Genomic DNA, 20,713 nt, shown 5'->3' with positions numbered 1-20,713 from the left:
CCGTAGGACCTCAACATTGCTTGAGGTCAAGGACGGACCGTCATGCGTGCTGCGCCTCAGGCCCCGCCCATGGCCTTGGCCGCGGCCTGGGCCGCTTCGGCGGCGCTGATGCCGATGCCGGCCGTCTCGGCCGCCTTGGCCGCGGCTGCGGCCGTCTCGGCGTCGCCGGCCTGGTGGGCGAGCTGAGCGGCGTCGTGCGCGATGGCGTCCGTCGCGCCGGGGTTCGTCGCGCCGGAGTTCGTGCCGGGGACGTAGCTGGTGGTGCCGTCGCTGTGGCCGTAGGCCGTGTTGGGCGGGGTGTTGAAGTTGTTGCCGTCGATGACGTGGCCGCGGTTGCCGTTGATGGTGAGGCTGCCCCCGTCCCCGCGCTGGGCGTGGGCCCCGTCCATGTTGCCGCTCCAGCTGTTGCCGGTCGCGATGTGACCCTCGCCGCTGTGGTCGATGGTGCCGGTGGTCTGGCTGTGCACCGGTCCGTGGTCGGCGTTGCCGGCGGTGACGTGGCCGTGGCCGTTGTGGTGGATGTCGACGTTCACGGAGCCGTCGGTGTTGTCGCCGACGCTGACGTTGCCCCGGCCGTTGTGGGTGACGTTGCCGGTGACGTCGCCGTTCCGGTTGTTGCCGACGTTCACGTCGCCCTGGCCGTTGTGCGTGACGGTGCCGTCGCCCCGGCCGCTGGTCGTCACGTCGCCCCGGCCGTTGTGGGTGACGTCGCCCGTGCCGTTGTGGGTCACGTTGCCGGTGCCGTGGTGGGTGACATCGCCGTTGCCGTTGTGGATGACGTCGCCGTTGCCGTGGTGGACGACGTTGCCGTCGCCGTTGTGCGTGACGGTGCCGTCGCCGTGGTAGTGGACGTCGCCGTTGCCGTCCTGGGTATGGCCGTTGGAGCCGTGCTGGGTGTTGCCGGTGCTGCCCTGCTGGCCGTGGTTCCCGCCGTCGTGCTGGGTGTTGCTCCCGTGGCCCCCATGACCCCCGTGGCTGCCGATGCCGGCTCCGACAGCACCGACACCCGCGGCGACGGAGCCGGCCCCGACGCCGACTCCGGCGTCGACGCCGGCTTCTCCCGCGGCGACACCTGCCGCTCCGGTGCCGACGGCGCTGCCCGCGTCGGTGACGCCGTCGCCGTGCGCACCGTTGCCGTGGGGGGTCTTCGTGCCCTGCGGGTGGTCGTTGCCGCCGTGCCCGTTCTTCCCGCCCTTCGCACCGTCGCCCTCGTGCGTGGTCGTGCTGCCGTGCGGGTCGTTACCACCGGGGTCACTACCACCGGCGGTCTTCGAACCCTGCGAGCCGTTACCGCCGTGCGGGACCTTGCCGCCCTTCGGCTCGTTCACACCCTGGAAAGTCGTGCTGCCGTGCGGGTCGTTGCCGCCCGGGTCACTGCCACCGGCGGTCTTCGAACCCTGCGAGCCGTTACCGCCGTGCGGGACCTTGCCGCCCTTCGGCTCGTTCACACCCTGGGAAGTCGTGCTGCCGTGCGGGTCGTTGCCGCCCGGGTCACTGCCACCGGCGGTCTTCGAACCCTGCGAGCCCTTGCCACCGTGCCCGTTCTTCCCGCCCTTCGCACCGTCGCCCCCGTGCGTGGTCGTGCTGCCGTGCGGGTCGTTACCACCCGGATCGCTGCCACCCGTGGTCTCCGACCCCTGCGAGCCGTTGCCACCGTGGGTGGTCCTCGTGCCGTGCGGCTCGTGGCCCCCGTGGACGGTCTTGCCGCCCTGCTCGTCGGTTCCGCTGTGGGGGCCCTCCGTGACCTGCGGCTCCTTGCCGCCGTGGGTGGTCTTGCCGGTGTGGCCGCCTTCGGCCTGGCCGTCGTTCGAGCTGCCGTCGCCGAGCCGCTGCCCCTGGCCGGGGAAGCGGCTGCCCTGCGAGCTGCCGCTCTCCGTGCCGTGGGAGTCCTGGCCGGCGTGGTGGCTGGCGGAGTCGCCGTTGGCCTCGTGGTGGCCGTTCGCCGACTGCCCCCTGCCGGAGAAGGGGCGGAACCCCTCCGCGCTGCTGCCGCTGGCACCGCCCCGGCTGCCGGAGTGCTCGTGTTCACTGCCGGGCTCCACCACCTGGGTGCTCGAGCCGCGACCGCCGGATCCGTGAGGGGCGGTGTGCTGGCCCGCTGCCTGCGCCTGGGCGACGCCGAGGCCGCCGACGGCCGTCGCGGCCATCGCCGCCGTGACGAAGGCCTGCTTGGCGTGACGCTTGATGTTCATGACGTGCGACTTTCCGTTCAGGGCGCCGGAACCCCGAAGGGGCCCGGCTGACTTGCCGGAAGCCAACTACGCCGATGTTGGCAAAGGGTTGCAGAAAGATGGAACGACGGGAAACGGCAGGCGATGGCCAAGATCGCCTGCCGTCCGCCTCCCGCCTACGTGACGAAGTCGACGTCGATGACCTGATAGAACGCGTTGCCCGTGTCGGCGACCTCCCACACGGCGAGGATCACCTGGTACCCCTGCCGCTCGGGCAGGGTGACGGTGTGCCGCGTCGGGCTCTCCGGCCTGAGGCCGTCGCACGTCCAGTAGGGCCGGCAGGCGAGCTGGACCTGGTGGAACGGCTTGTCCTCGAACTGCGCCCGGGACAGCGGGGCGTTCGGGCTCCAGCCGGCTCTGGTGATGAAGTAGTTCCAGCGCCGGGTTCTGTGCGTCTCGGTGAACCGCCAGACGAATTCCCGCGTCCCGCCGGAGGTCACCGGCGTCTTGAACCAGTCCGTGTGCGGCTCGTCGAGGAGCGCCGAGTGGGGACGCCCGGCGCTGGCGAGCTCCCCGTCCTCGGGCGGGATCCGGTTGGGGGCGTCGTCGGGGGCGTAGGGGTCGGGCAGCCCGCCCTTGCTCTGCGGGAAGAACTTGCCGGCTTCCAGGTCGTTGGCGCGCCAGTCGTTGAGGTAGATCGCGGCTCGTGACCGCGGTTCGATGACCAGACCGTGGCGGGGCGTCCCGCCGTAGTTGCTCATGACATCTCCTCGCGAGGGATCGCAGGGCACTGATCGCTGATCGCCGGTGACCTTCCCAACTCCCCTTCCTTTAAATGGATATGGAGGACTCTTTGCCCAATGGGGTGAATAGTGCGCCCGGCGGCCGGTCTCACCCCTGCCTACTCCGTCCGGTCCCGCTCCGACCGTAGGCCGACCCCCAGGATGCCCTCCCAGTCGGTGAGCTCCTCGACCAGCGGGTGCGCCGGGCCCCTGCCCTCCAGGGACAGGACCACCCCGGCCTCCTTGACCTTGCCGTGGCCGGTCCGGTCCTGGGCCTCCGATTCGATGTGGACGTCCGTGACCTGGAAGCCGTTCCTGGTGCACAGCTCCAGCACCCGGCCCAGCAGGCCGCGGCGGGTCCGGTAGGACAGCCGCAGCTCGACGCGCTGGGCCACCGGGGCGCTCGTCGCCAGGCGGCGGGTCACCAGGGGGAAGCCGCGCACCACCAGGAAGTGGACGAGGGTCGCGGCGGCGCCGAGGAGCGGCAGTCCGCCGCCGCAGGACATGCCGACGGCGCACGTCAGCCAGATCGTGGCGGCCGTGGTCAGGCCGCGTACCGCGTCGCGGCGGACGAAGATGAGGCCGCCGCCGATGAAGCCGATGCCGGAGACGATCTGTGCGGCGACCCGCGAGGGGTCCACGCTGTAGCCGTCGAGGCCGACCACGGAGCCGAAGCCGTGGATGGAGACCTCCATGAACAGTGCACTGCCCACGCCGACGAGGGTGTGCGTGCGCAGCCCCGCGCTCTTCTGGTGTAACTCGCGTTCCAGGCCGATCAGCGAGGAGAGCAGGAGCGCTATCGACAACTCGGTGAACTGACGGGCCCCTTGGCCGGTGCCGAGGACGAAGAGCGGGGCGGGGCCGTGCGCGACTATGGGGAGCATGGCGTCGATTGTGGCCGGAAATCCGGTGGCCGAAAAGGGGTGTTGGCGACCCTCTACCATCCATGCGCTCCCAATGGTTTCCTCCTGCACCATGAGACTCACCGGGAAAACCGCCATCGCCCTGCTGGCCTGCGCCCCACTGGCCCTGTCCGCACTGTCCGTCCCGGCCACGGCCGCGCAGCGGACCCCCGTCCCGCCCACCGTCGAGGAACAGCGCCTCGACGGCCCGGTCCCGCAGGAGATCCTGCGCCGCAGCGGCTTCGACGACGTCGCGCCCGCCTTCGCCCGCGCCCTCGCGCGCACCCGCAGCACCACCCAGGCGGAACGCCTCGCCGTCACCGACGGCCGGCGGCTGTGGCGCCGGGCTGTCGACCGCGTCCAGGGCCGCGGCCCGGCCCGCGGGGACCTGAGCCGCGACGACGACCGCCCGCTGTACTGGGCGCGGCTGGGGATGACGCGCGCGCTGCGCGAGTGGCGGCCGGCGTTCCCGCTGCCGGAGCGGGAGCGGGACGTGCTGATGGGGAAGGTCGAGCGCGGCTCGCGCGGCCAGGACGCGATCGACCTGCCGGCGGGACGGTCCGTGAAGCGCGTGCTGGTCACGGGCTTCGACCCGTTCCAGCTCGACGCGGACGTGCGCCGCTCGAACCCGTCGGGCGCGGCGGCCCTGGCCCTGGACGGCACCACCGTCGACACCCCGGCCGGGCCCGCCCGCATCGAGGCGGCCCTCTTCCCCGTGCGCTGGGACGACTTCGCGGCCGGGGTCGTGGAGCGGACCCTGCTCCCGTACTTCCGCCCGGGACAGCACCGGGTCGACTACTTCACCACGATCAGCCAGGGCCGCCCGGGCCGCTTCGACGTGGAGCGCACCAACGGCGCGTGGCGCGGCGGCTATCCGGACAACGTCCGCGTCTCCCGCACGGAGACGGTCCCCGTCCCGCCCGGCGTGCCGACCGTGCACCCGCAGCCGCAGTGGACGTCCACCACGCTCCCGTACGCGGCCATCACGGCGGCGAAGACGGGCCCGTTCCCCGTCCGCGACCACACGGCCGTGACCGAGATCCCGGCCGGGGGAACGGTCCCCGTCGACCGTCCGGACGGCCCGACGCCGGGGTCGGCGGCGCGCGCGGGCGGTGGCGGCGACTACCTCTCGAACGAGATCGCCTACCGGGCGACGCTGCTGCGGGACGCGCTGCACCTGCGGGTGCCGGGCGGCCATCTGCACACGCCGGTGCTGGAGTTCGGGAAGGACAACACGGACAAGGTGACCGATCCCGACTTCGTCCGGAACCGGACGGCGATCACGGCCCAGGTGAGGGAGGTCATCAGGGCGGGTCTGGCAGCGGCGGACCCGCCTCGGTCATGATGGTCGGATGATCATCGCTGCAGCGCAGTTCACGGCCCGGCCGTGCGACGTCGAAGCCAATGCGGCCCGTATGGCCGGTTTCGTGACGGAGGCCGGTGAGCAGGGCGCTTCGCTGGTCGTCTTCGGGGAACTGGCCGTCACGGGGTACGAACTGGAGGCGGTCGCCGCCGACCCCGGGCGGCTGACCCTGGGCCCGGACGACCCGCGGCTCGCCCCGGTACGGGAGGCGTGCCGGGCCGCGGGGGTCGCGGCGGTCGTCAACTGCCCCGGCATCGGCCTCACGATCAGCTCGTACGTGTACGGGCCGGACGGCGCGCTCCTCGCGCACTACGACAAGCAGCACGTGACCGGGACCGAGCTCGCGGCCGGCTTCGTGCCGGGGGCGCAGGACGGCCGGTTCGTGCTGGACGGCGTCCGGTTCGGCCTGGCGATCTGCTACGACGCCCACTTCCCGGACCTGGCCGAGCGGGCCGCGGCCGACAAGTGCGCGGTGCTGCTGGCGAGTTCGCTCTACGGGCAGCGGGGCGCCGCGGAGCGGATGACGGTCTTCCCCGCCCTGGCCGCGGACAACGGCCTGTTCACCCTGCTGGCCAACCACGCGGGCCCCGCGGGCCCGTACGAGGCGTGCGGACTCAGCGGGGTGTGGGGGCCGGACGGCACGGTACTGGCCGAACTGGGGGCCGGGGAGGGGCTGGTACGGGCGGAACTTCCGCTGCCCTGAACCGCCCCTCCCCCGGCACCTAGGGCGTGTCCGATGGGTCAGCACAGGCCCCGCGGCGCCCGGCACGGCACCTCGCCACGTTGTCGCATCACCCGAGTACGCCCAGTACGCGGGTAATGCTCCGCCTTGCGATGTACCGCACCTGGGGGTACCCCCAGCGGTAGCTGGGGGAGCCGCGGGGCCCGCACTGACCCATCGGACACGCCCTAGCGCACCGCCAGCGTCACCTCGATGTTGCCCCGCGTCGCGTTCGAGTACGGGCACACCTGGTGGGCCTTCTCGATCAGGGCGAGGGCCGTGGCCCCGTCCACGTTCGGGATGTGCGCCGAGATGGCGACCTTCAGGCAGAAGCCGCCGTCCGGCGTCTTGCCGATGCCGACCTCGGCCGTGACGGTCGAGCCGGAGATGTCGGCCTTCTCCTGACGGGCCACGACGCCCAGCGCGCCCTGGAAGCACGCGCTGTAGCCGGCAGCGAACAGCTGCTCCGGGTTGGTGCCGCTGCCGCTGCCGCCGAGCTCCTTCGGCGGGTTGACGACGACGTCGAGCTTGCCGTCGTCGCTGGCGACACGGCCGTCACGGCCGTTCTCGGCGGTGGCGACGGCGGTGTAGGCGACGTCCACGGGCTGAACAGACATAGCAGAAACCTTTCTTGATGTCCTTTGGCGCCGGAGAACCGGCTCAGAGACCGACGATCATCTTGCCGGTGTTGTCACCGCGCAGCAGGCCGAGGAAGGCCTCGCCCATGCCCTCGATGCCCTTCACGACCGTCTCCCGGTGCGCGAGCTCGCCGGAGCGCAGCCAGCCGCCGACCTCCGTGAAGAACTGCGGGCGCAGCGCCTCGTGGTCGGAGACGATCATGCCCTGCAGGCGCAGCCGCTTGCCGATGACCTGGCCCAGGTTGCGCGGGCCGGGGGCCGGCTCCGTGTCGTTGTACTGGGCGATCGCACCGCAGAGCACGGCGCGGCCGTGCGGCTTCAGGACGGAGATCGCGGCCTCCAGGTGCTCGCCGCCGACGTTGTCGAAGTAGACGTCGATGCCGTCGGGGGCGGCCTCCTTCAGCTGCTCCAGGACCGGGCCGTCCTTGTAGTTGAAGGCCGCGTCGAAGCCGAGCTCCTCGGTGAGGTGGCGGACCTTCTCCGCGGAGCCGGCGCTGCCGATCACGCGCGCGGCGCCCTTGAGCCTCGCGACCTGGCCGACCATGCTGCCGACCGCGCCGGCCGCGCCGGAGACGAAGACCGTGTCGCCCTCCTTGAACGAACCGACCTCCAGCAGGCCCGCGTAGGCGGTCATGCCGGGCATGCCCATCACGCCGAGGTAGCTGGAGAGCGGGGCGACGGCCGCGTCGACCTTGACGGCGCGCTGCGCGTCGACCAGCGCGTACTCGCGCCAGCCCAGGCCGTGCAGCACGTGGTCGCCGGGGGCGAAGCCCTCGGCGCGGGAGGCGACGACCTCGCCGACCGCGCCGCCGTCCATGGGACGGTCGAGCTGGAAGGGCGGAACGTACGACTTGACGTCGTTCATCCGGCCGCGCATGTACGGGTCGACCGAGAGGTACAGGTTGCGGACGACGATCTGGCCCTCGCCGGGCTCGGATACCGTCGCCTCGCGCAGGGCGAAGTCCTCGGGCTTCGGCCAGCCCTGCGGGCGGGCGACGAGGTGCCATTCACGGCTGGTGGCGGGCAGTGCGGACGACATGGACGAGCCTCCTAAAGCTTCACTTCCTGAAACAACCATGCTCCTCGATATTTCATGTTGTCAAGCAAAGGAGTAGCCTGTCCCCATGACGCGCCACAGCCACGACTCCGCCGCCCCCGCCGATGCCCTCACCGTCGAGGTGGTCGAACTCATCGGGACGGTCGTGGCGCGGTACCACGAGGAGTACGAGCACGCCGCCGCCCAGCACTCGCTGACCGGCGCCCAGGCCCGCGTCCTGGCCCTGCTCTCGCGCGAGCCGCTGCCCATGCGGCGGATCGCGCAGCAGCTGAAGTGCGAGCCGTCCAACGTCACCGGCATCGTGGACCGACTGGAGGCCCGCGGCCTGGTGGAGCGGCGGCCCGACCCCGACGACCGCCGCGTGAAGCTCGCCGCCGTCACGGAGGAGGGGCGCACGACCTCGGCGCGTTTGCGGGAGTCGTTGCACTTTGCGCGCGAGCCGCTGGCCGCCTTGTCGGCGGCCGATCGCGGGGTTCTGCGGGACCTGCTCAAGCGGATGCTGGGCGCCTCGTAACGGGGCGCCCCGTCAGGGGCGCGGGGCTGTTTCTCCCCCAGCTACCTCCCCCAGCTACCGCTGGGGGTGCCCCCAGGAGGTACCCCCAGCGGCTCCGCCGCGTGGGCGCGACCAGCCGCCACCGGCCCGCAGCCGACGCACCACCCCAGGGGTCCGGGGCAAAGCCCCGGGGACGTCAGCTGCGGGCGCGTCGTGGCTGATCGCGCAGTTCCCCGCGCCCCTTACGGGGCGCCCGGCTACGGGGCGGCCACGGTCAACGCCCTCGCCGTGACCACCGTGCCCAGCCTCGGCATGTCCAGCGTCACCGACGCCCGGTGTTCCTCCGCCGTCATCGCGCTCATGGCGTCCTCGACGAAGACCAGCTCGTAGCCGTGGTCGGCGGCGGCCCGCGCCGTCGACTCCACCCCGAGGTTGGTGGCGATCCCGGCGAGGACCAGGGTGCGCACACCCAGCCCGCGCAGCCGGTCGTCCAGGCCGGTGCCGTGGAAGGCGCCGACCGTCCGCTTCACGATCTCGATGTCGCCCGGCTCGGCGACCCCGGGGAGCAACCCGCTGCCGGGCGGCTGTTCGGGCACGCCCGGCCGCTCGACCCGCACGGCCACCACCGGCGCCCCCGCCTTGCGGAACGCGCGCGCCAACTCCATCGCCTTTTCGGCCACTTCGTCACCGCTGTGCGGGGCGAGGGGCAACGCCACGATGCGTTCCATGAGGTCGACGAGGACGAGGGCAGAGCACTGGGGGTCGATTTCCGTCATGGCCAGACCGTACCCGCCGGGCACCCGGCCCGGGCGGCCTCCCGGCCAGCTCCCGGCCGACGGCAGGTAAAGGTTGCGCGAAACGGCATGCACAGGAGGGGACTTCAGGCTCCTTGCCCCACAACTCCCGGATCCTTGGGGATCCTTACGATTCCGGTCGCCGGGTCCGGCCGGATCGGGTACCAGAGGGGCTGGTGGTGCGCCACCATGAACCCCATGAGCACAGTCCCCGAGCCCTTCGGCCCGCTGGAGTTCCAGCTCGTCCTGCTGCGCCGGATGGCCGACCACCAGCCGGAACTGGTCGAGGACGCCCTGCGCGAGCTGGGCGTCGACCGGTCCGCGATGCGCGAGGCCAACCGCCGCTGGCAGGCCATGCTGCACTCCCCCCGGCGCCGCGCGGCCGGCCCCCGCTACCGCTCCGTGCTCGGCCCGCCCGAGACCGTGGCCACGCGCACCGTCGGCGACCTGGCCTTCGAGGCACTGACCTGGCCGGTGCCGCTCTGGCCCGACCTGCGCTTCGAGGTGCTGGCCGCGCCCGGCGGCGCGGTCTGGAACGAGTGGCTGGTCCGCGCCCCGGCCTCGCGCGGCCCCGCCCTGCGCACGGTCCGTGACCTGCGGCCCTGGTCGTGCACGGTGGACGAGGTGGCCCACGCCTTCGCCCCGGCCCGCCCGATGGAGGGCACGGCTCCCACCCGCTGGCGGCTGTCCTTCACGGCGCGGGACGAGGACGACGCGGCCGGGGCGGAGCGGGAGTACGTGGCCGAGTTCACCTGGGGGCTGTTCCAGCGGCTCGTCTCCTAGGGCGTGTCCGATGGGTCGGCACACGCCCTGGAGGCGGACCACCGCGCCCCGCCTCGTCCTTTGGACGGAGCCGAAAGGTGGCCGTTTGTCCGAGGCGGACGCCGAGGCCCGCTCCGTAGCGTGAGGGCCATGTCCCGCACACGACTCTCCCCCCTCGCCCTGCTGCTGGTGCTGCCGGCCCTCCTGGTCGGCTGCTCGCTGGGCGGCGGTACGGACAAGGCGATCGGCGGCCCGGCGCGGGCCGAGGAGCCGTCGCGGGTCTCCATACCGTCCATCGGCGTGGACAGCCCGCTGATGCGGCTGGGCCTGAACAAGGACGACACCGTGCAGGTCCCGCCGCCCGAGAAGGGCATGACCGCCGGGTGGTACACCGGCAGCGTCGTGCCCGGCGACGCCGGGGCGGCCGTGATCATCGGGCACAACGCCACCCGCAACGGCGAGGCCGTCTTCCACGACCTGAAGAAGGTCGGCAAGGGCATGGTCATCGACGTGCGGCGCGGCGACGGCCAGGTGCTGCACTTCACCGTCACCGGTACGGAGACCGTCCGGAAGAACGCCTTCCCCACCCGGAAGGTCTACGGGGGCACGAGCGAGAAGGCGCTGCGCCTGGTCACCTGCGCAGGCGATCTGGACTCCGACGGGCACCCCGTGGACAACCTCATCGTCTACGCGTCCCTGCCATCATGACCGTGTGACCGCACGCCCGACGCGGCAGCTGGCCGTGCTGATGGCGCTGACCGTCGTCAGCGGCCTCGTCGACGCCGCCAGCTACCTCGGCCTCGGGCACGTCTTCACCGCGAACATGACCGGCAACGTGGTGGTGCTCGGCTTCGCGGCGGCCGGGGCCCCGGGCTTCTCGGCGACCGGCTCGCTGGTCTCGCTGGCCGGCTTCGCGACCGGGGCGGTGCTCGCCGGCCGGTTCGCGAACGCCCTGGGCGGGTGGCCGTCACGGCGGCGGACGGGATGGGCGCTGCTGGTGGAGGCGGTGCTGATCGCCGCGTCGGCCGCGGCCGCGGGCGCCTCGCGGTACGCCGGGATCGGCGTGCTGGCGGTCGCCATGGGGGTGCGCAATGCGACGGTGCGGCGGATGGCCGTGCCCGACATGACCACGACCGTCCTGACGATGTCCCTCACCGGGCTCGCCGCCGAGTCCCGCCTGGCCGGCGGCCGCGGCGCCCGGGCCCCGCGCCGGGCCGGGGCGGCGCTGGCCATGGCCACCGGCGCCTGCGCGGGGGCGGCGCTGGTCCTGCGGCACGGGACCGCCTGGCCCCTGGGGGTGGCGGCGGTGTGCGTGGGGGTGCTGGCGGGGGCGTGCCTGGCCCCCGCCTCCGGGAACCGGTCCCCTACGCCAGCTCCGCCGACAGCGTGATCGTCGTGCCGGCGAGGGCCTGGCTCACCGGGCAGTTCTTCTTGGCGTCCTCCGCGGCCGCGGCGAAGCCCTCCTCGTCCAGGCCCGGCACCTCGCCGCGCACCGTGAGGTGGATGCCCGTGATGCCCTCGCCCGGCTGGAAGGTGACCTCCGCCTTGGTCTCCAGGCGGGTGGGCGGGGTGCCCGCGCCCGCCAGGCCGTGCGAGAGGGCCATGGAGAAGCAGCTGGAGTGGGCTCCGGCGATCAACTCCTCGGGGCTCGTCTTGCCGTTGGCCTGCTCGGACCGCGACGGCCAGGACACCGCCTGGTCGGCGATGCCGGACGAGTCGAAGCTGACGACGCCGCTGCCCTTGAGCAGGTCGCCGGTCCAGACGGTGTGCGCAATGCGGTTCGTTGCCATGCCTGTTCCTCCTGGTACGTCGTTCCGAGACGGTCCGAGTCGTTCTGACACGTGGTGACGGTTCGGGTCGTATCGTGCCGCATCGCGCCCTTACGCGTCGTCAGGCCGCTCCGCCTCGGCGATCGATGCCCGCACCTCGTCCATGTCCAGCGCCCGCGCCTGGCGGATGACGTCCTCCAGCGCCGCCTCGGGCAGCGCCCCCGGCTGGGCGAACACCGCGATGTTCTCCCGCACGATCATCAGCGTCGGAATCGACCGGACCTCGAACGCGGCCGCCAACTCCGGTTGCGCCTCGGTGTCCACCTTCCCGAACACCAGGTCCCCGTGCCGTTCGGCGGCCTTCTCGTAGACCGGCGCGAACGCCCGGCACGGCCCGCACCAGGCGGCCCAGAAGTCGATGAGGACGAACCCGCTGCCGGAGACGATCGCGTCGAAGTTGTCCTTGGTGAGCTCCACCGTGCTGCTGCCCATGAGCACCTTCCCGACTGCCGTGGCCGTTACCTTGCTCCGCGACCGTAACGGGTCCGTACGGCCGCGTATTCCGGGCAGACGATCGAGTAGCCTGACGCCTTGTAGCCCCGCACGGCAGGGGGCTGTACTCGGGAGGGTCCGATGAACTGTTTCTTTGATCCGTCGCACGGCCAGGGCATGCAGAACCTGATGTGGGCGCCGCAGTGGGGCGTCGTGCGCAACGTCATGGCGTGCACCGCGTGCGCGCAGCGCTGGGCGACGATGCAGCAGCAGGCGGCGCAGGGCAACAACGCCGGTTACGCCCAGGGCTACGCGCAGGCGCCCCAGCAGGGTTACGCCGCGCCCCAGGGCCGCCCGGGCTACGCCGCCCCGGCCCAGCCCGGTTACGCCGCCCCGGCCCAGCCGGGTTACGCCCAGCCGCAGCGCCAGGGTCCCGGCTGGGGCGGCGTGGCGGCCGGTGTCGCGGCCGGTGCGATCGGCGGTGCGCTGATCAACGAGATGATGGACGACGACGAGCCGCGGGTCGTCAACAACTACATCGACAACAGCGAGTACGTCGAGGTCGACGACAACGGCGACGGCGACAGCTGGTTCTGAGCCCGCCCCCGGGGAGTGAGGCCGTGCGGGTCACGGGAGGATCCACCCCGCACGACCTAGACTCCTGGGCATGGATGCGCAAGCCCACAGGGTGGAACAGGCCGTCGCCGTGCTGAAGGCGGTGGCCGATCCCACGCGGTTCCAGGTGCTCTGGGCACTGACCCGCCGCGAGCACTCCGTGGGCCAGCTCGCCGACATGGTCGGCGCGCATGTCGCCGCCGTCTCCCAGCACCTTGCGCGGCTGCGGTCCGCGGGCCTTGTCGCCTCTCGGCGGGAGGGGACGCGGATCTACTACCGGGCCGCCGGGGATCAGGTGCGCACCCTGTTGGAGGGGGCGGTGCTTGCTGCGCAAGGCCCTGCGGTGACCCCGGAGGAGCCGTCTGCGTCCGAATCGCTGCCCGCCGCGGACATAGCCACGGTGCGGGGGCGGGTCGGGGCGGCCGCGCGCCTGCGGCGCGGGAGGCCTGCGGCCAGCGGTTGATTCTTCGGGTGCGGGTTCGTTGTGGTTGGTCGCGCCCACGCGGCGGAGCCGCTGGGGGTACCTCCTGGGGGCACCCCCAGCGGTAGCTGGGGGAGGTAGCTGGGGGAGTGACAGCCCCGCGCCCCTACGGGACGCGGCTGACGGGGCGCCCCTCCTACGCAGCCCCCGCCTCGTCCAACTCGTATTCCTCGCGGCCCGCTTCGTACGCGTACAGCTCCGCGTAGCGGCCCCAGTCCGTGGCCGTCTCCAGTTGTTCCGTCACCTGTTCGCTCGTGTAGTGGTGGGCCAGCAGGTCGCGGAAGAAGCCCGCGCGCACCGGGCCCGCCGTGCGGCGCAGGGTCGTGACGATCAGCTTGACCAGCGGGGCCGCCTCGGGAACCGCGTCCGCGAAGATTCTCTTGGACTCCTGCACGTCCGCGCCCGCGAAGGCGGCGCCCTGCGGGGTCAGCAGCAGGTCGCCCTCGCGGACCAGGGCGAAGCCCAGCAGGTCCAGCGCGTCGACCTGGGGCAGCAGGTCGTCGACCTCCAGGCCGAGTTCCTCGGCGAGGTCCGCCAGGTCGCACCGGTCGCCGTGCTGCGCGACGATCTCGGCGAGGCCGGAGAGGCCGTCGACGCTGGCCCGCGGCAGCGGTGTGCTGGCCAGGGTGCGCCGGGCCGGTTCCACGGGGCCGGCGGCGGTGCGGCCGGGCAGGTGCGGGGCGGTGTCCTTCTCGCGGCCGGTCATGACCTGGTAGACCGCGTCGATGAGCGCGTCGAACGCGGGCGAGTTGCGGTCGCGGGGACGTTCCAGGGGGACGTCGAAGGTGGCTCTGAGGGTGCCGGGGCGCGAGCCGAGGAGGACGACGCGGTCGGCCATCAGCACCGCCTCCTCGATGTTGTGGGTGACCAACACGACGGCGCGGGTGGGGAATTGGCCGGACTCCCACAGCTCCATCAGCTCGCCGCGCAGGTTCTCCGCGGTGAGCACGTCGAGCGCGGAGAACGGCTCGTCCATCATCAGCACGTCGGGTTCGACGACCAGGGCGCGGGCGAAGCCGACGCGCTGGCGCATGCCGCCGGAGAGCTCCTTGGGGTAGGCGGACTCGAAGCCGTCGAGGCCGATGAGGTCGATGGCCTGGAGCGCCGCCTCGGCACGCTCGGCGGCGGGCACGCCCCGTGCCTCCAGGCCGAGTTCGACGTTCTGCTGGACGGTCAGCCAGGGCAGCAGCGCGAAGGTCTGGAAGACCATGGCGGTGCCGGGGTTGGCGCCGTCGAGGGGCTTGCCGCGGTAGGTGACGGTGCCGGAACTGGCCGGGATCAGGCCGGCCAGGCAGCGCAGCAGCGTGGACTTGCCGGAGCCGGAGCGGCCGAGCAGGGCGACGATCTCCCCGGCGCGTATCTCCAGGTCCACCCCGGCCAGGACGGGCAGTTCGGCGTCGGCGCCGGCATAGGTCTTGGTGACCGCCTCGGCGGCGAGCAGCACCTCGCCGTCGGCCGGGCGGGGGCGGGCGGTCACGTCGGCGACGGGGCTCGGGGCCATCGCGGGGCTCCTTCCGGCGGGGCGGTTCACAGCGAGTACCGGGTCTCGGCGAGGCGGTAGAGCCTGCGCCACACAAGGCGGTTGAGGCCGACGACGTAGACGGCCATGACGGCGATCCCCGCGATCAGGTGCGGGTAGTCGCCGCGGGCGGTGGCGCGGGCGATGTAGGCGCCCAGGCCGGTGGCGGTCAGGGTGGTGCCGCCGAAGGTGACGACCTCGGAGACGATCGAGGCGTTCCAGGCGCCGCCGGAGGCGGTGATGCCGCCGGTGACGTAGGCGGGGAAGATGCCGGGGATGATCAGGCGCTTCCAGCGCTGCCAGCCGCGCACCCCCAGGTCGTCCATGGCCTCGCGCAGGTCGGAGGGGACGGCCGCGGCGCCGGCGATGGTGTTGAAGAGGATGTACCACTGGGCGCCCAGCGCCATCAGCACGATGCCGCCGATGTCGAGCGACAGTCCCGTCCTCAGGAAGAACCAGGTGGCCAGCGGGAAGAGGAAGTTGGCGGGGAAGCTGGCGAGGATCTGGACGAAGGGCTGGGCGATCCGGGCCAGCCGCGGCGAGAAGCCGATGCGCACCCCGATGGGCACCCAGACGAGGGTGGCGACGGCGACGAGCACGACGACGCGGGCGAGGGTGGCCAGGCCCAGCAGCAGCGGTTCGCCGAAGACGCCGAGCCCGGTGCGGTACCGCAGGTAGCCGAGCAGGTCGAACAGGCCCCAGGCGACGAGCCCGCCGGACGTCAGCCCGAAGACGAGGTCGCCGGCCCGGCGGCGGCCGGGGCGGACGGCGAGCGGCCGGTCGTCGGTGCCGAGGACCCGTCCGGCGCGGCCCAGCGCCTCCCCCACGGGCCGCGCCGCGCGGCCGAGCAGCCGCGGCCAGGAGGAGCGCCGCAGGAAGTCCAGCACCAGCGACCGCTGGACGTCGGCGGCCTCGGACTGCTCGTTCTTGAAGCGTTCCGCCCAGGCGGTCAGCGGCCGCCAGAAGAGGAAGTTGACGCCGACGACCATGGCGGTCATGGTGCCGACCGCCCAGCCGACCTTGCCCAGGTCGCCCTCGGCGATGGCGGTGCCCGCGAAGGAACCGACGCCGGGCAGCGCGTACTGGTGGCCGGAGACGCTGATCGCCTCGGAGGCGACGAGGAAGAACCAGCCGCCGCCGAAGCTCATCATCCCGTTCCAGACGAGCCCGATGGCCCCGGCGGGCAGTTCGACCTTCCAGAACCGCATCCAGCGGGTGAAGCGGAAGGAGCGGGAGACCTCGTCCAGTTCGCGGGGCAGGGTGATGAGCGAGTGGTAGAAGCCGAACGTCATGTTCCAGGCCTGCGAGGTGAAGATCGCGAAGATGGAGGCGCACTCGAGGCCGAGCATCGAGCCGGGGAAGAGCGAGAGGAAGCCCGTCACCGCGACCGAGAGGAAGCCCAGCACGGGGACGGACTGCAGGATGTCCAGGGCGGGGACGAGGATCCGCTCCAGCCGCCTGCTGCGGGCGGCCGCGTAGCCGTAGACCAGCGTGAAGGCGACGGAGGCGGCCAGGGCGGTGAACATCCGCAGCAGGCTCCGCGCCGCGTAGTACGGCAGCCTCGCGGGGTCGGTGTCCACCCTGGCCACGTGCGCGGGGTCGAAGGAGACGGTCGCCCCCTTGCCCACCCGCAGCAGCAGGTACAGGCCCACCAGCACCGCGGCGGCCACGACCGCGTCCACCCACGACAGGCGGGAGAACCGCCCGGCCACCCGCGAGGGCAGGGACGCCCGCGAGGCGGCGGATCGCGACGGGAAGGACATCGGGACAACCCCCAGCACACGGCGGCCTGTGTACCGATGATCCGTCATCGGTCCGGCCGCGTCGAGAAAAGGCGGTGCACGGCGGGTGGCCGTCGGGCATCGGGCAGTTTGCCGACATTCGCATCTGTATGCAAACAGCTGCGCAGAAGGGCCGGCCCTCCGTCCCGTACCCGGAGGGCCGGCCCGTCAGTCCCGCTGCAGAGCGGCGTCCACGAGCACCCGGGCCACCTCCGGGGGAAGATCCAGGTGGTCCGCTATCCAGTCGGCGTCGTGGCCGTGCGTGGCGAGCACCCACGCGGTGCACACCTCGCTGCGGCTCGGGGAGCCGGGCCGCTCCAGCAGGGGCCGGACGGCCTCCGTGGGGAAGCCCGCGAAGGTCGGTCCGGTGAACCAGTCGTCGTCCACCCGCTCCGGCAGCCGGGTGTCCGCCGCGCGGACGACGGTGCGGCGGCGGCTGTGCAGGACGCCTGCGGCCAGGGCGAGGGCCACGGCCGCGGAGGCCGTCCAGGCGGCAGCGGCGAACGGCCGGTCGCCGGCGAGGGCCGCGTTCAGCCCGGCGACGAGCAGCAGGCCCGCCACCAGGGCCGCCAGGGCTCCTGCACCCTCACCGGCGTGCAGGCGGGGCATCCTCATGCCGTACCTCCACCTCCTCGGCCTCTCCTCCCATCCTTGCTCGGTTCGCGGGACCCGGCCAGCCTCTGCCCTCAGGCGGCGGAGGCGCTCTCCGTGTGCAGCCGCCAGTGCAGGTCCCGCACGCCGGGCTCGTGGGACAGCTGGTCGACCAGCCGGTCCAGGGCGACGCCGCCGGGCCCGGGCAGGGTGAGGGTGATGCGGACGACGACGGTCACGCTGTCGTCCGGCTCGATGACGTGCAGGCTGTTCAGGCGCGCTCCGGTGCCCGCGAAGGCGAGCACGCACAGGGCCCGGACCTTGCCCTCGACACGGCGCTCGCACTGGGCACTGATCGTTCCGTGGGTCGGCGCGACGGGCGGCGGAGGGGCGGGGCGGCGGAACAGGGGACGGGTGAGGAGTCGCATGGGTGGCACACCTCCTGGGTGATCACTGGGCGGTCGTCTTCGACGGGTCGAGGGCGTAGCCGACCTGCCGCACGGTCTTGATCAGGGCCTGGTAGTCGGGGCCGAGCTTGCGGCGCAGCCGGGCGACGTGGACGTCGATGGTGCGGGTGCCGCTGGAGTTGCCGGGACCCCAGATGACGGTCAGCAGCTGGCGGCGGGTGTGCACCCGCCGGGGGTGGGCGACGAGGTGGGTCAGGAGCTCGAACTCCATGAAGGTGAGGGGGAGTTCCCGCTCCCCCGCGGTCGCGATACGGGCTTCGGTGTCGACGGTCAGCCCGCCCAGCCGGTGCGGCAGCTGCGGCTTCCGCGCCTTCGGCTCGACGGCCGCGGGGCGTTCCTGGTGGGTGCGGGTGATGCGGGGGTAACGCAGGGACATGTCTGCTCCTGACGATCTCGTGGGCGCGGCCGAAGCGCTCAGTGCCACTCGGCTTCGAGGTGCGTACGCCCGTCGGCGCCGGTGACGACGTGCCAGTGCGCGCGGGGCCGCCGGGGCGCGGGGCAGCGACATATGCGGCTCTGCCGCGTGGGCGCGACCAGCGGCAACCGGCCCGCAGCTTCCGGACGGCCTGCCCAGCGGAGCGCGGGCGCGTAACGGGCGCGGACGACAGACAGGACGGACATACGGGGTCACCTCCGCGAGGCAGCGCGACGGCATGCCGGAAAACGGCATGGCGAAGCCGGTGAGTTGGGGAAGGTACGGGGAGAACGGGCCGCTCAGGCGGCTGCGGCCTCGGTGATGCGGTGCGCGGCCGGCAGCGGCAGATCGGCGAACCGGGCGAGCCAGCGGGCGTCATGGCCCTGGCGGGCCAGAATGTAGGCGAGGTGGACGCGCGGTTCGTAGGCGGCGCGCGGGTCGTCCTCGGGGCGCGGGTCACTGCCGGGGTCGTCCAGCAGGTACGGGCGCTCGGTGCCGTCCTGCAGCGTCAGGCTGACGCGCGGGCAGAGGCGGCGGGCGTGGGCCTCGGGGGCCGGGCACGCCGTGAACTTGGAGAGGTGCTGGAGGAGGCGCATGGACGTGCCCTCCTTGTCCGTGGGAGACGGTCGGGTGAAGTGGCCCCCGGGGCGGCGGAACTGGGGAGGACACACCGCCCCGGGGACGTCTGTCAGTGGCCGAGTGCGAGCTGCACGATGCGGACGATCACCAGGATCATCGCGGCCAGCAGGTAGGTGCGCAGGGCGGTCAGGCCGATCTTGCGCCCGGTGGAGATGATGGGCTTGGGGAGCTCCTCCAGCGGGGGCATCCGCCAGTTCTCCTTGCCGGTGCGGTCGACGGGGGCGGCCATCGCCCACCCCTTCTTGCGGCGCCGGGTCTCGGCGTAGCCGAGGGCCAGCAGGCCGGCGACGCCGCAGACGGCCATGATGTCGAGGATCGCGCCGGTGGTGATGTCGGGGAAGAGCACCGCGGCGGTGAGGATGATCGACAGGCAGACCAGGACGGCGACGACGAGCGAGGTGAACATGTTCGTCCAGCGGCCGTTGACCCACGGGCCGAGGACGGCCTTGTCGTTGCAGAGCAGGAGCAGGAAGACCGAGGCGGAGGGCAGCAGCACACCGGCCAGGGTCTGCACGCCTTCGGTGATCAGGCCGAGCGGCGAGCCGGGGATGATGACGATGACCGCGGCGAGCAGCACCACGCCCGCGAAGATCGCGTAGAAGGCCTTGGCGCCGCCGATGCCCCGGTGCAGGGAGTGCTTGAGGCCGAGGACGTCGCCGAGCGCGTAGGCGGTGGACAGCGAGACGGCGGAGGCGCCGATGATCGAGGCGTCGAGCAGGGCGATGGCGAACAGCACGCCGGCGACCCGGCCCGCGTTGGCCTCCAGGCCGTGGGCGATGCCGATGGCGTCGTCGAAGTTGCCGAACTCCTTGGTGCCCGTGAAGGCGGCGGCGGTGAAGCCCATGATGGCGGCGGCGCCGATGATGACGACCACGATGCCGAGCCAGAGGTCGGCCTTCTCGTACTTCATGAAGCGCGGGGTGATGCGCTTGTCGATGACGTAGGACTGCTGGAAGAACAGCTGCCAGGGCGCCACGGTGGTGCCGACGATGCCGATGATCAGCAGCATGACGTCGGAGAGCTTGGAGTCCTTGGGCATGCCGGGGACGACGAAGTCGTGCGCCATGGTCCCGGTGCTCGGGTGGATCATGAAGTAGATCGGGATGAGCAGCAGCGAGCCGAGGCACAGCGCGATGGCGGTGCGCTCGAAGCGCCGGAAGGACCCGGTGGAGGCGGCCAGGATGACCACGGCCGCGGCGACCAGCACGCTCGCCGTCTTGGGCAGTCCGAGGTAGCCGACGGCGAGGGCGACACCGATGAACTCGGTGACGATCGTCAGGGCGTTGAGCAGGAAGAGGTCGATGACGGAGAACGCGCCCCAGAACTTCCCGAACCGCTCCAGGATCAGCCGCGCGTGGCCGACGCCGGTGACGGCGCCGAGGCGCAGCACCATCTCCTGGTTGACGTAGAGGACGGGGACGAGCAGCAGCAGCGTCCACAGCAGCCGGGTGCCGTAGTTCTGGCCGGCCTGGCCGTACGTGGCGAAGGCGCCTGCGTCGTTGTCGCCCACCATCACGATCAGGCCGGGGCCGACGATCGCGAGCAGGGTCTTGAGCTTGGCGGAAAGCCCCTTGCGGGGAGCGTTGTCGTCGAGCTTGATGGTGCCGAGTGCGCCGCGGATGTCTCCGACGTGCGCGTCGTCCAGAACGGCGGCGCGCGGCGCCGGTGCCGGCGAGGGGTTGATCATCGTGTCGGTCATGACGGGCCTCCCTTGCCCCCGATGGGGGAGGTAGAGCGGGGCACGCAGCAGCTATCCCCCCTGCGAGCGCGCAGCACGGCGACCCGGCACGGCAGTTGGCCGCACGGGTGCAGGGCAAGGCGCAAGAAGGCGCGCAGGGAAGGTGGTTACCGCGTACCGGAGGTCAGCGAGGACGTGCGGATACGGGGCCGACTGTGGCCCGGACTACTGCAACTGCTGCCATCCATGTCTCTCGCCTCCTCCCGGCCGGGGCGCACGCGGGCGCCGGACGACACGGCAAGGAGCGGACCGGTTCCTGTGACCGGTTCACCCCAACTCGTCAGAGCTTTGGCACTCCACGGCGTATTCCCCGCTCTGCGGGGCAGCCACTTGGGGTCACCCCTTAGGCCGGGGAGACCTGTCCTGACCCTGGGCGTCTCTCGACGTCGTGGGGTCAGTGGCCTGTGTCCGTGAAGACGCCTCACCGAACGAGGTGCCTGATGCTTTTCGAACGCTCAGCAGCATAGCCCCTTACTTGCGCATGAACGCAACTACTTGACACAAGCTTGACTCTTTGGCCAAG

General features: G+C 72.3%; 24 protein-coding genes and 1 riboswitch. Of the genes, 8 read left to right on the top strand and 16 right to left on the bottom strand.

Annotation, left to right across the window (positions count from 1 at the left end; genetic code table 11):
- Positions 1-56: 56 nt before the first annotated feature.
- The 3 genes from ACMATS_RS26555 to ACMATS_RS26545 all read right to left on the bottom strand — a co-directional run bounded on the left by ACMATS_RS26555 (position 57) and on the right by ACMATS_RS26545 (position 3,837).
- Complete coding sequence (locus ACMATS_RS26555; protein ID WP_414169309.1) at positions 57-2,192, bottom strand: hypothetical protein; 2,136 nt, start codon at positions 2,190-2,192, stop codon at positions 57-59.
- A 155-nt stretch (positions 2,193-2,347) separates the two neighbouring features.
- Positions 2,348-2,932 (bottom strand): lytic polysaccharide monooxygenase auxiliary activity family 9 protein, encoded by a 585-nt coding sequence (locus tag ACMATS_RS26550; protein ID WP_414169308.1) that lies wholly within the window; start codon positions 2,930-2,932, stop codon positions 2,348-2,350.
- Between the two features lie 140 nt (positions 2,933-3,072).
- Positions 3,073-3,837 carry an MgtC/SapB family protein gene (locus ACMATS_RS26545; protein ID WP_390777937.1) on the bottom strand — a complete coding sequence of 255 codons (765 nt, stop codon included), beginning with the start codon at positions 3,835-3,837 and terminating at the stop codon, positions 3,073-3,075.
- A 91-nt stretch (positions 3,838-3,928) separates the two neighbouring features.
- On the opposite strand from ACMATS_RS26545, the gene ACMATS_RS26540 reads away from it, so the two are divergent.
- Both ACMATS_RS26540 and ACMATS_RS26535 read left to right on the top strand, forming a co-directional pair.
- Positions 3,929-5,200: a pyroglutamyl peptidase gene (locus tag ACMATS_RS26540; protein WP_414169307.1), complete on the top strand. Its 1,272-nt coding sequence runs from the start codon at positions 3,929-3,931 to the stop codon at positions 5,198-5,200.
- A 7-nt stretch (positions 5,201-5,207) separates the two neighbouring features.
- Positions 5,208-5,921, top strand: coding sequence for a carbon-nitrogen hydrolase family protein (locus tag ACMATS_RS26535; protein WP_390777939.1), 714 nt, complete (start codon positions 5,208-5,210; stop codon positions 5,919-5,921).
- 206 nt (positions 5,922-6,127) lie between these two features.
- Here ACMATS_RS26535 and ACMATS_RS26530 read toward each other — a convergent pair whose 3' ends face one another.
- Together ACMATS_RS26530 and ACMATS_RS26525 are read right to left on the bottom strand one after the other, a co-directional pair.
- Positions 6,128-6,556 (bottom strand): organic hydroperoxide resistance protein, encoded by a 429-nt coding sequence (locus tag ACMATS_RS26530; protein WP_414169306.1) that lies wholly within the window; start codon positions 6,554-6,556, stop codon positions 6,128-6,130.
- Positions 6,557-6,599: 43 nt separating this feature from the next.
- On the bottom strand, positions 6,600-7,616 hold the full coding sequence (locus tag ACMATS_RS26525; RefSeq protein ID WP_414169305.1) for an NADP-dependent oxidoreductase: 1,017 nt from the start codon (positions 7,614-7,616) through the stop codon (positions 6,600-6,602).
- An 85-nt stretch (positions 7,617-7,701) separates the two neighbouring features.
- Between ACMATS_RS26525 and ACMATS_RS26520 the strand changes: the two genes are divergently transcribed.
- Complete coding sequence (locus ACMATS_RS26520; protein WP_391151476.1) at positions 7,702-8,148, top strand: MarR family winged helix-turn-helix transcriptional regulator; 447 nt, start codon at positions 7,702-7,704, stop codon at positions 8,146-8,148.
- A gap of 236 nt (positions 8,149-8,384) precedes the next feature.
- Here the strand turns inward: ACMATS_RS26520 and ACMATS_RS26515 are convergent, their stop codons facing one another.
- Positions 8,385-8,903, bottom strand: coding sequence for an isochorismatase family protein (locus ACMATS_RS26515; RefSeq protein ID WP_390777943.1), 519 nt, complete (start codon positions 8,901-8,903; stop codon positions 8,385-8,387).
- A 207-nt stretch (positions 8,904-9,110) separates the two neighbouring features.
- Between ACMATS_RS26515 and ACMATS_RS26510 the strand changes: the two genes are divergently transcribed.
- The 3 genes from ACMATS_RS26510 (at position 9,111) to ACMATS_RS26500 (ending at position 11,073) form a co-directional block, all read left to right on the top strand.
- A complete protein-coding gene (locus tag ACMATS_RS26510) occupies positions 9,111-9,704 on the top strand; it encodes a hypothetical protein (protein WP_414169304.1) in 594 nt (197 codons plus the stop codon).
- 129 nt (positions 9,705-9,833) lie between these two features.
- A complete protein-coding gene (locus ACMATS_RS26505) occupies positions 9,834-10,391 on the top strand; it encodes a class F sortase (RefSeq protein ID WP_414169303.1) in 558 nt (185 codons plus the stop codon).
- A 40-nt stretch (positions 10,392-10,431) separates the two neighbouring features.
- The gene (locus ACMATS_RS26500) at positions 10,432-11,073 is read left to right on the top strand and encodes a YoaK family protein (protein ID WP_414170800.1); all 642 of its coding nucleotides are present in this window, start codon (positions 10,432-10,434) and stop codon (positions 11,071-11,073) included.
- Here the strand turns inward: ACMATS_RS26500 and ACMATS_RS26495 are convergent.
- Positions 11,048-11,473 (bottom strand): OsmC family protein, encoded by a 426-nt coding sequence (locus tag ACMATS_RS26495; RefSeq protein ID WP_390782373.1) that lies wholly within the window; start codon positions 11,471-11,473, stop codon positions 11,048-11,050. The genes ACMATS_RS26500 and ACMATS_RS26495 overlap by 26 nt on opposite strands.
- A 90-nt stretch (positions 11,474-11,563) precedes the next feature.
- Positions 11,564-11,944 carry a thioredoxin gene (gene trxA / locus ACMATS_RS26490; RefSeq protein WP_390782374.1) on the bottom strand — a complete coding sequence of 127 codons (381 nt, stop codon included), beginning with the start codon at positions 11,942-11,944 and terminating at the stop codon, positions 11,564-11,566.
- Between the two features lie 141 nt (positions 11,945-12,085).
- Between trxA and ACMATS_RS26485 the strand changes: the two genes are divergently transcribed.
- Together ACMATS_RS26485 and ACMATS_RS26480 are read left to right on the top strand one after the other, a co-directional pair.
- A complete protein-coding gene (locus ACMATS_RS26485) occupies positions 12,086-12,541 on the top strand; it encodes a hypothetical protein (protein WP_390782375.1) in 456 nt (151 codons plus the stop codon).
- 70 nt (positions 12,542-12,611) lie between these two features.
- A complete protein-coding gene (locus tag ACMATS_RS26480; RefSeq protein ID WP_390782376.1) occupies positions 12,612-13,022 on the top strand; it encodes an ArsR/SmtB family transcription factor in 411 nt (136 codons plus the stop codon).
- Positions 13,023-13,176: 154 nt separating this feature from the next.
- Here ACMATS_RS26480 and ACMATS_RS26475 read toward each other — a convergent pair whose 3' ends face one another.
- The 8 genes from ACMATS_RS26475 to ACMATS_RS26440 all read right to left on the bottom strand — a co-directional run bounded on the left by ACMATS_RS26475 (position 13,177) and on the right by ACMATS_RS26440 (position 20,151).
- Positions 13,177-14,541, bottom strand: coding sequence for a nitrate/sulfonate/bicarbonate ABC transporter ATP-binding protein (locus ACMATS_RS26475; protein ID WP_390782377.1), 1,365 nt, complete (start codon positions 14,539-14,541; stop codon positions 13,177-13,179).
- Between the two features lie 26 nt (positions 14,542-14,567).
- Positions 14,568-16,322, bottom strand: a complete 1,755-nt coding sequence (locus tag ACMATS_RS26470) for an ABC transporter permease (RefSeq protein ID WP_390782378.1) — start codon at positions 16,320-16,322, stop codon at positions 14,568-14,570.
- Between the two features lie 186 nt (positions 16,323-16,508).
- Entirely contained in the window at positions 16,509-16,955 is a 447-nt protein-coding gene (locus tag ACMATS_RS26465; RefSeq protein WP_414169302.1) for a hypothetical protein, read from the bottom strand.
- Between the two features lie 71 nt (positions 16,956-17,026).
- The gene (locus ACMATS_RS26460) at positions 17,027-17,359 is read right to left on the bottom strand and encodes a hypothetical protein (protein ID WP_390782380.1); all 333 of its coding nucleotides are present in this window, start codon (positions 17,357-17,359) and stop codon (positions 17,027-17,029) included.
- Positions 17,360-17,381: 22 nt separating this feature from the next.
- Positions 17,382-17,774, bottom strand: a complete 393-nt coding sequence (locus tag ACMATS_RS26455) for a winged helix-turn-helix domain-containing protein (RefSeq protein ID WP_391151469.1) — start codon at positions 17,772-17,774, stop codon at positions 17,382-17,384.
- Positions 17,775-17,812: 38 nt separating this feature from the next.
- The gene (locus ACMATS_RS26450) at positions 17,813-18,019 is read right to left on the bottom strand and encodes a hypothetical protein (protein ID WP_390782382.1); all 207 of its coding nucleotides are present in this window, start codon (positions 18,017-18,019) and stop codon (positions 17,813-17,815) included.
- A 93-nt stretch (positions 18,020-18,112) separates the two neighbouring features.
- A complete protein-coding gene (locus ACMATS_RS26445) occupies positions 18,113-18,409 on the bottom strand; it encodes a hypothetical protein (RefSeq protein WP_390782383.1) in 297 nt (98 codons plus the stop codon).
- A gap of 92 nt (positions 18,410-18,501) precedes the next feature.
- Positions 18,502-20,151, bottom strand: coding sequence for an NRAMP family divalent metal transporter (locus ACMATS_RS26440; RefSeq protein WP_414169301.1), 1,650 nt, complete (start codon positions 20,149-20,151; stop codon positions 18,502-18,504).
- A 303-nt stretch (positions 20,152-20,454) separates the two neighbouring features.
- Positions 20,455-20,630: riboswitch (M-box (ykoK) riboswitch) on the bottom strand.
- Between the last annotated feature and the right edge of the window lie 83 nt (positions 20,631-20,713).

Source organism: Streptoverticillium reticulum, assembly GCF_047456005.1.
Classification (GTDB): domain Bacteria; phylum Actinomycetota; class Actinomycetes; order Streptomycetales; family Streptomycetaceae; genus Streptomyces; species Streptomyces reticulum.
The sequence above is the reverse complement of the archived record's forward strand: the minus strand, read 5'-3'. Positions and strand labels throughout refer to the sequence as shown.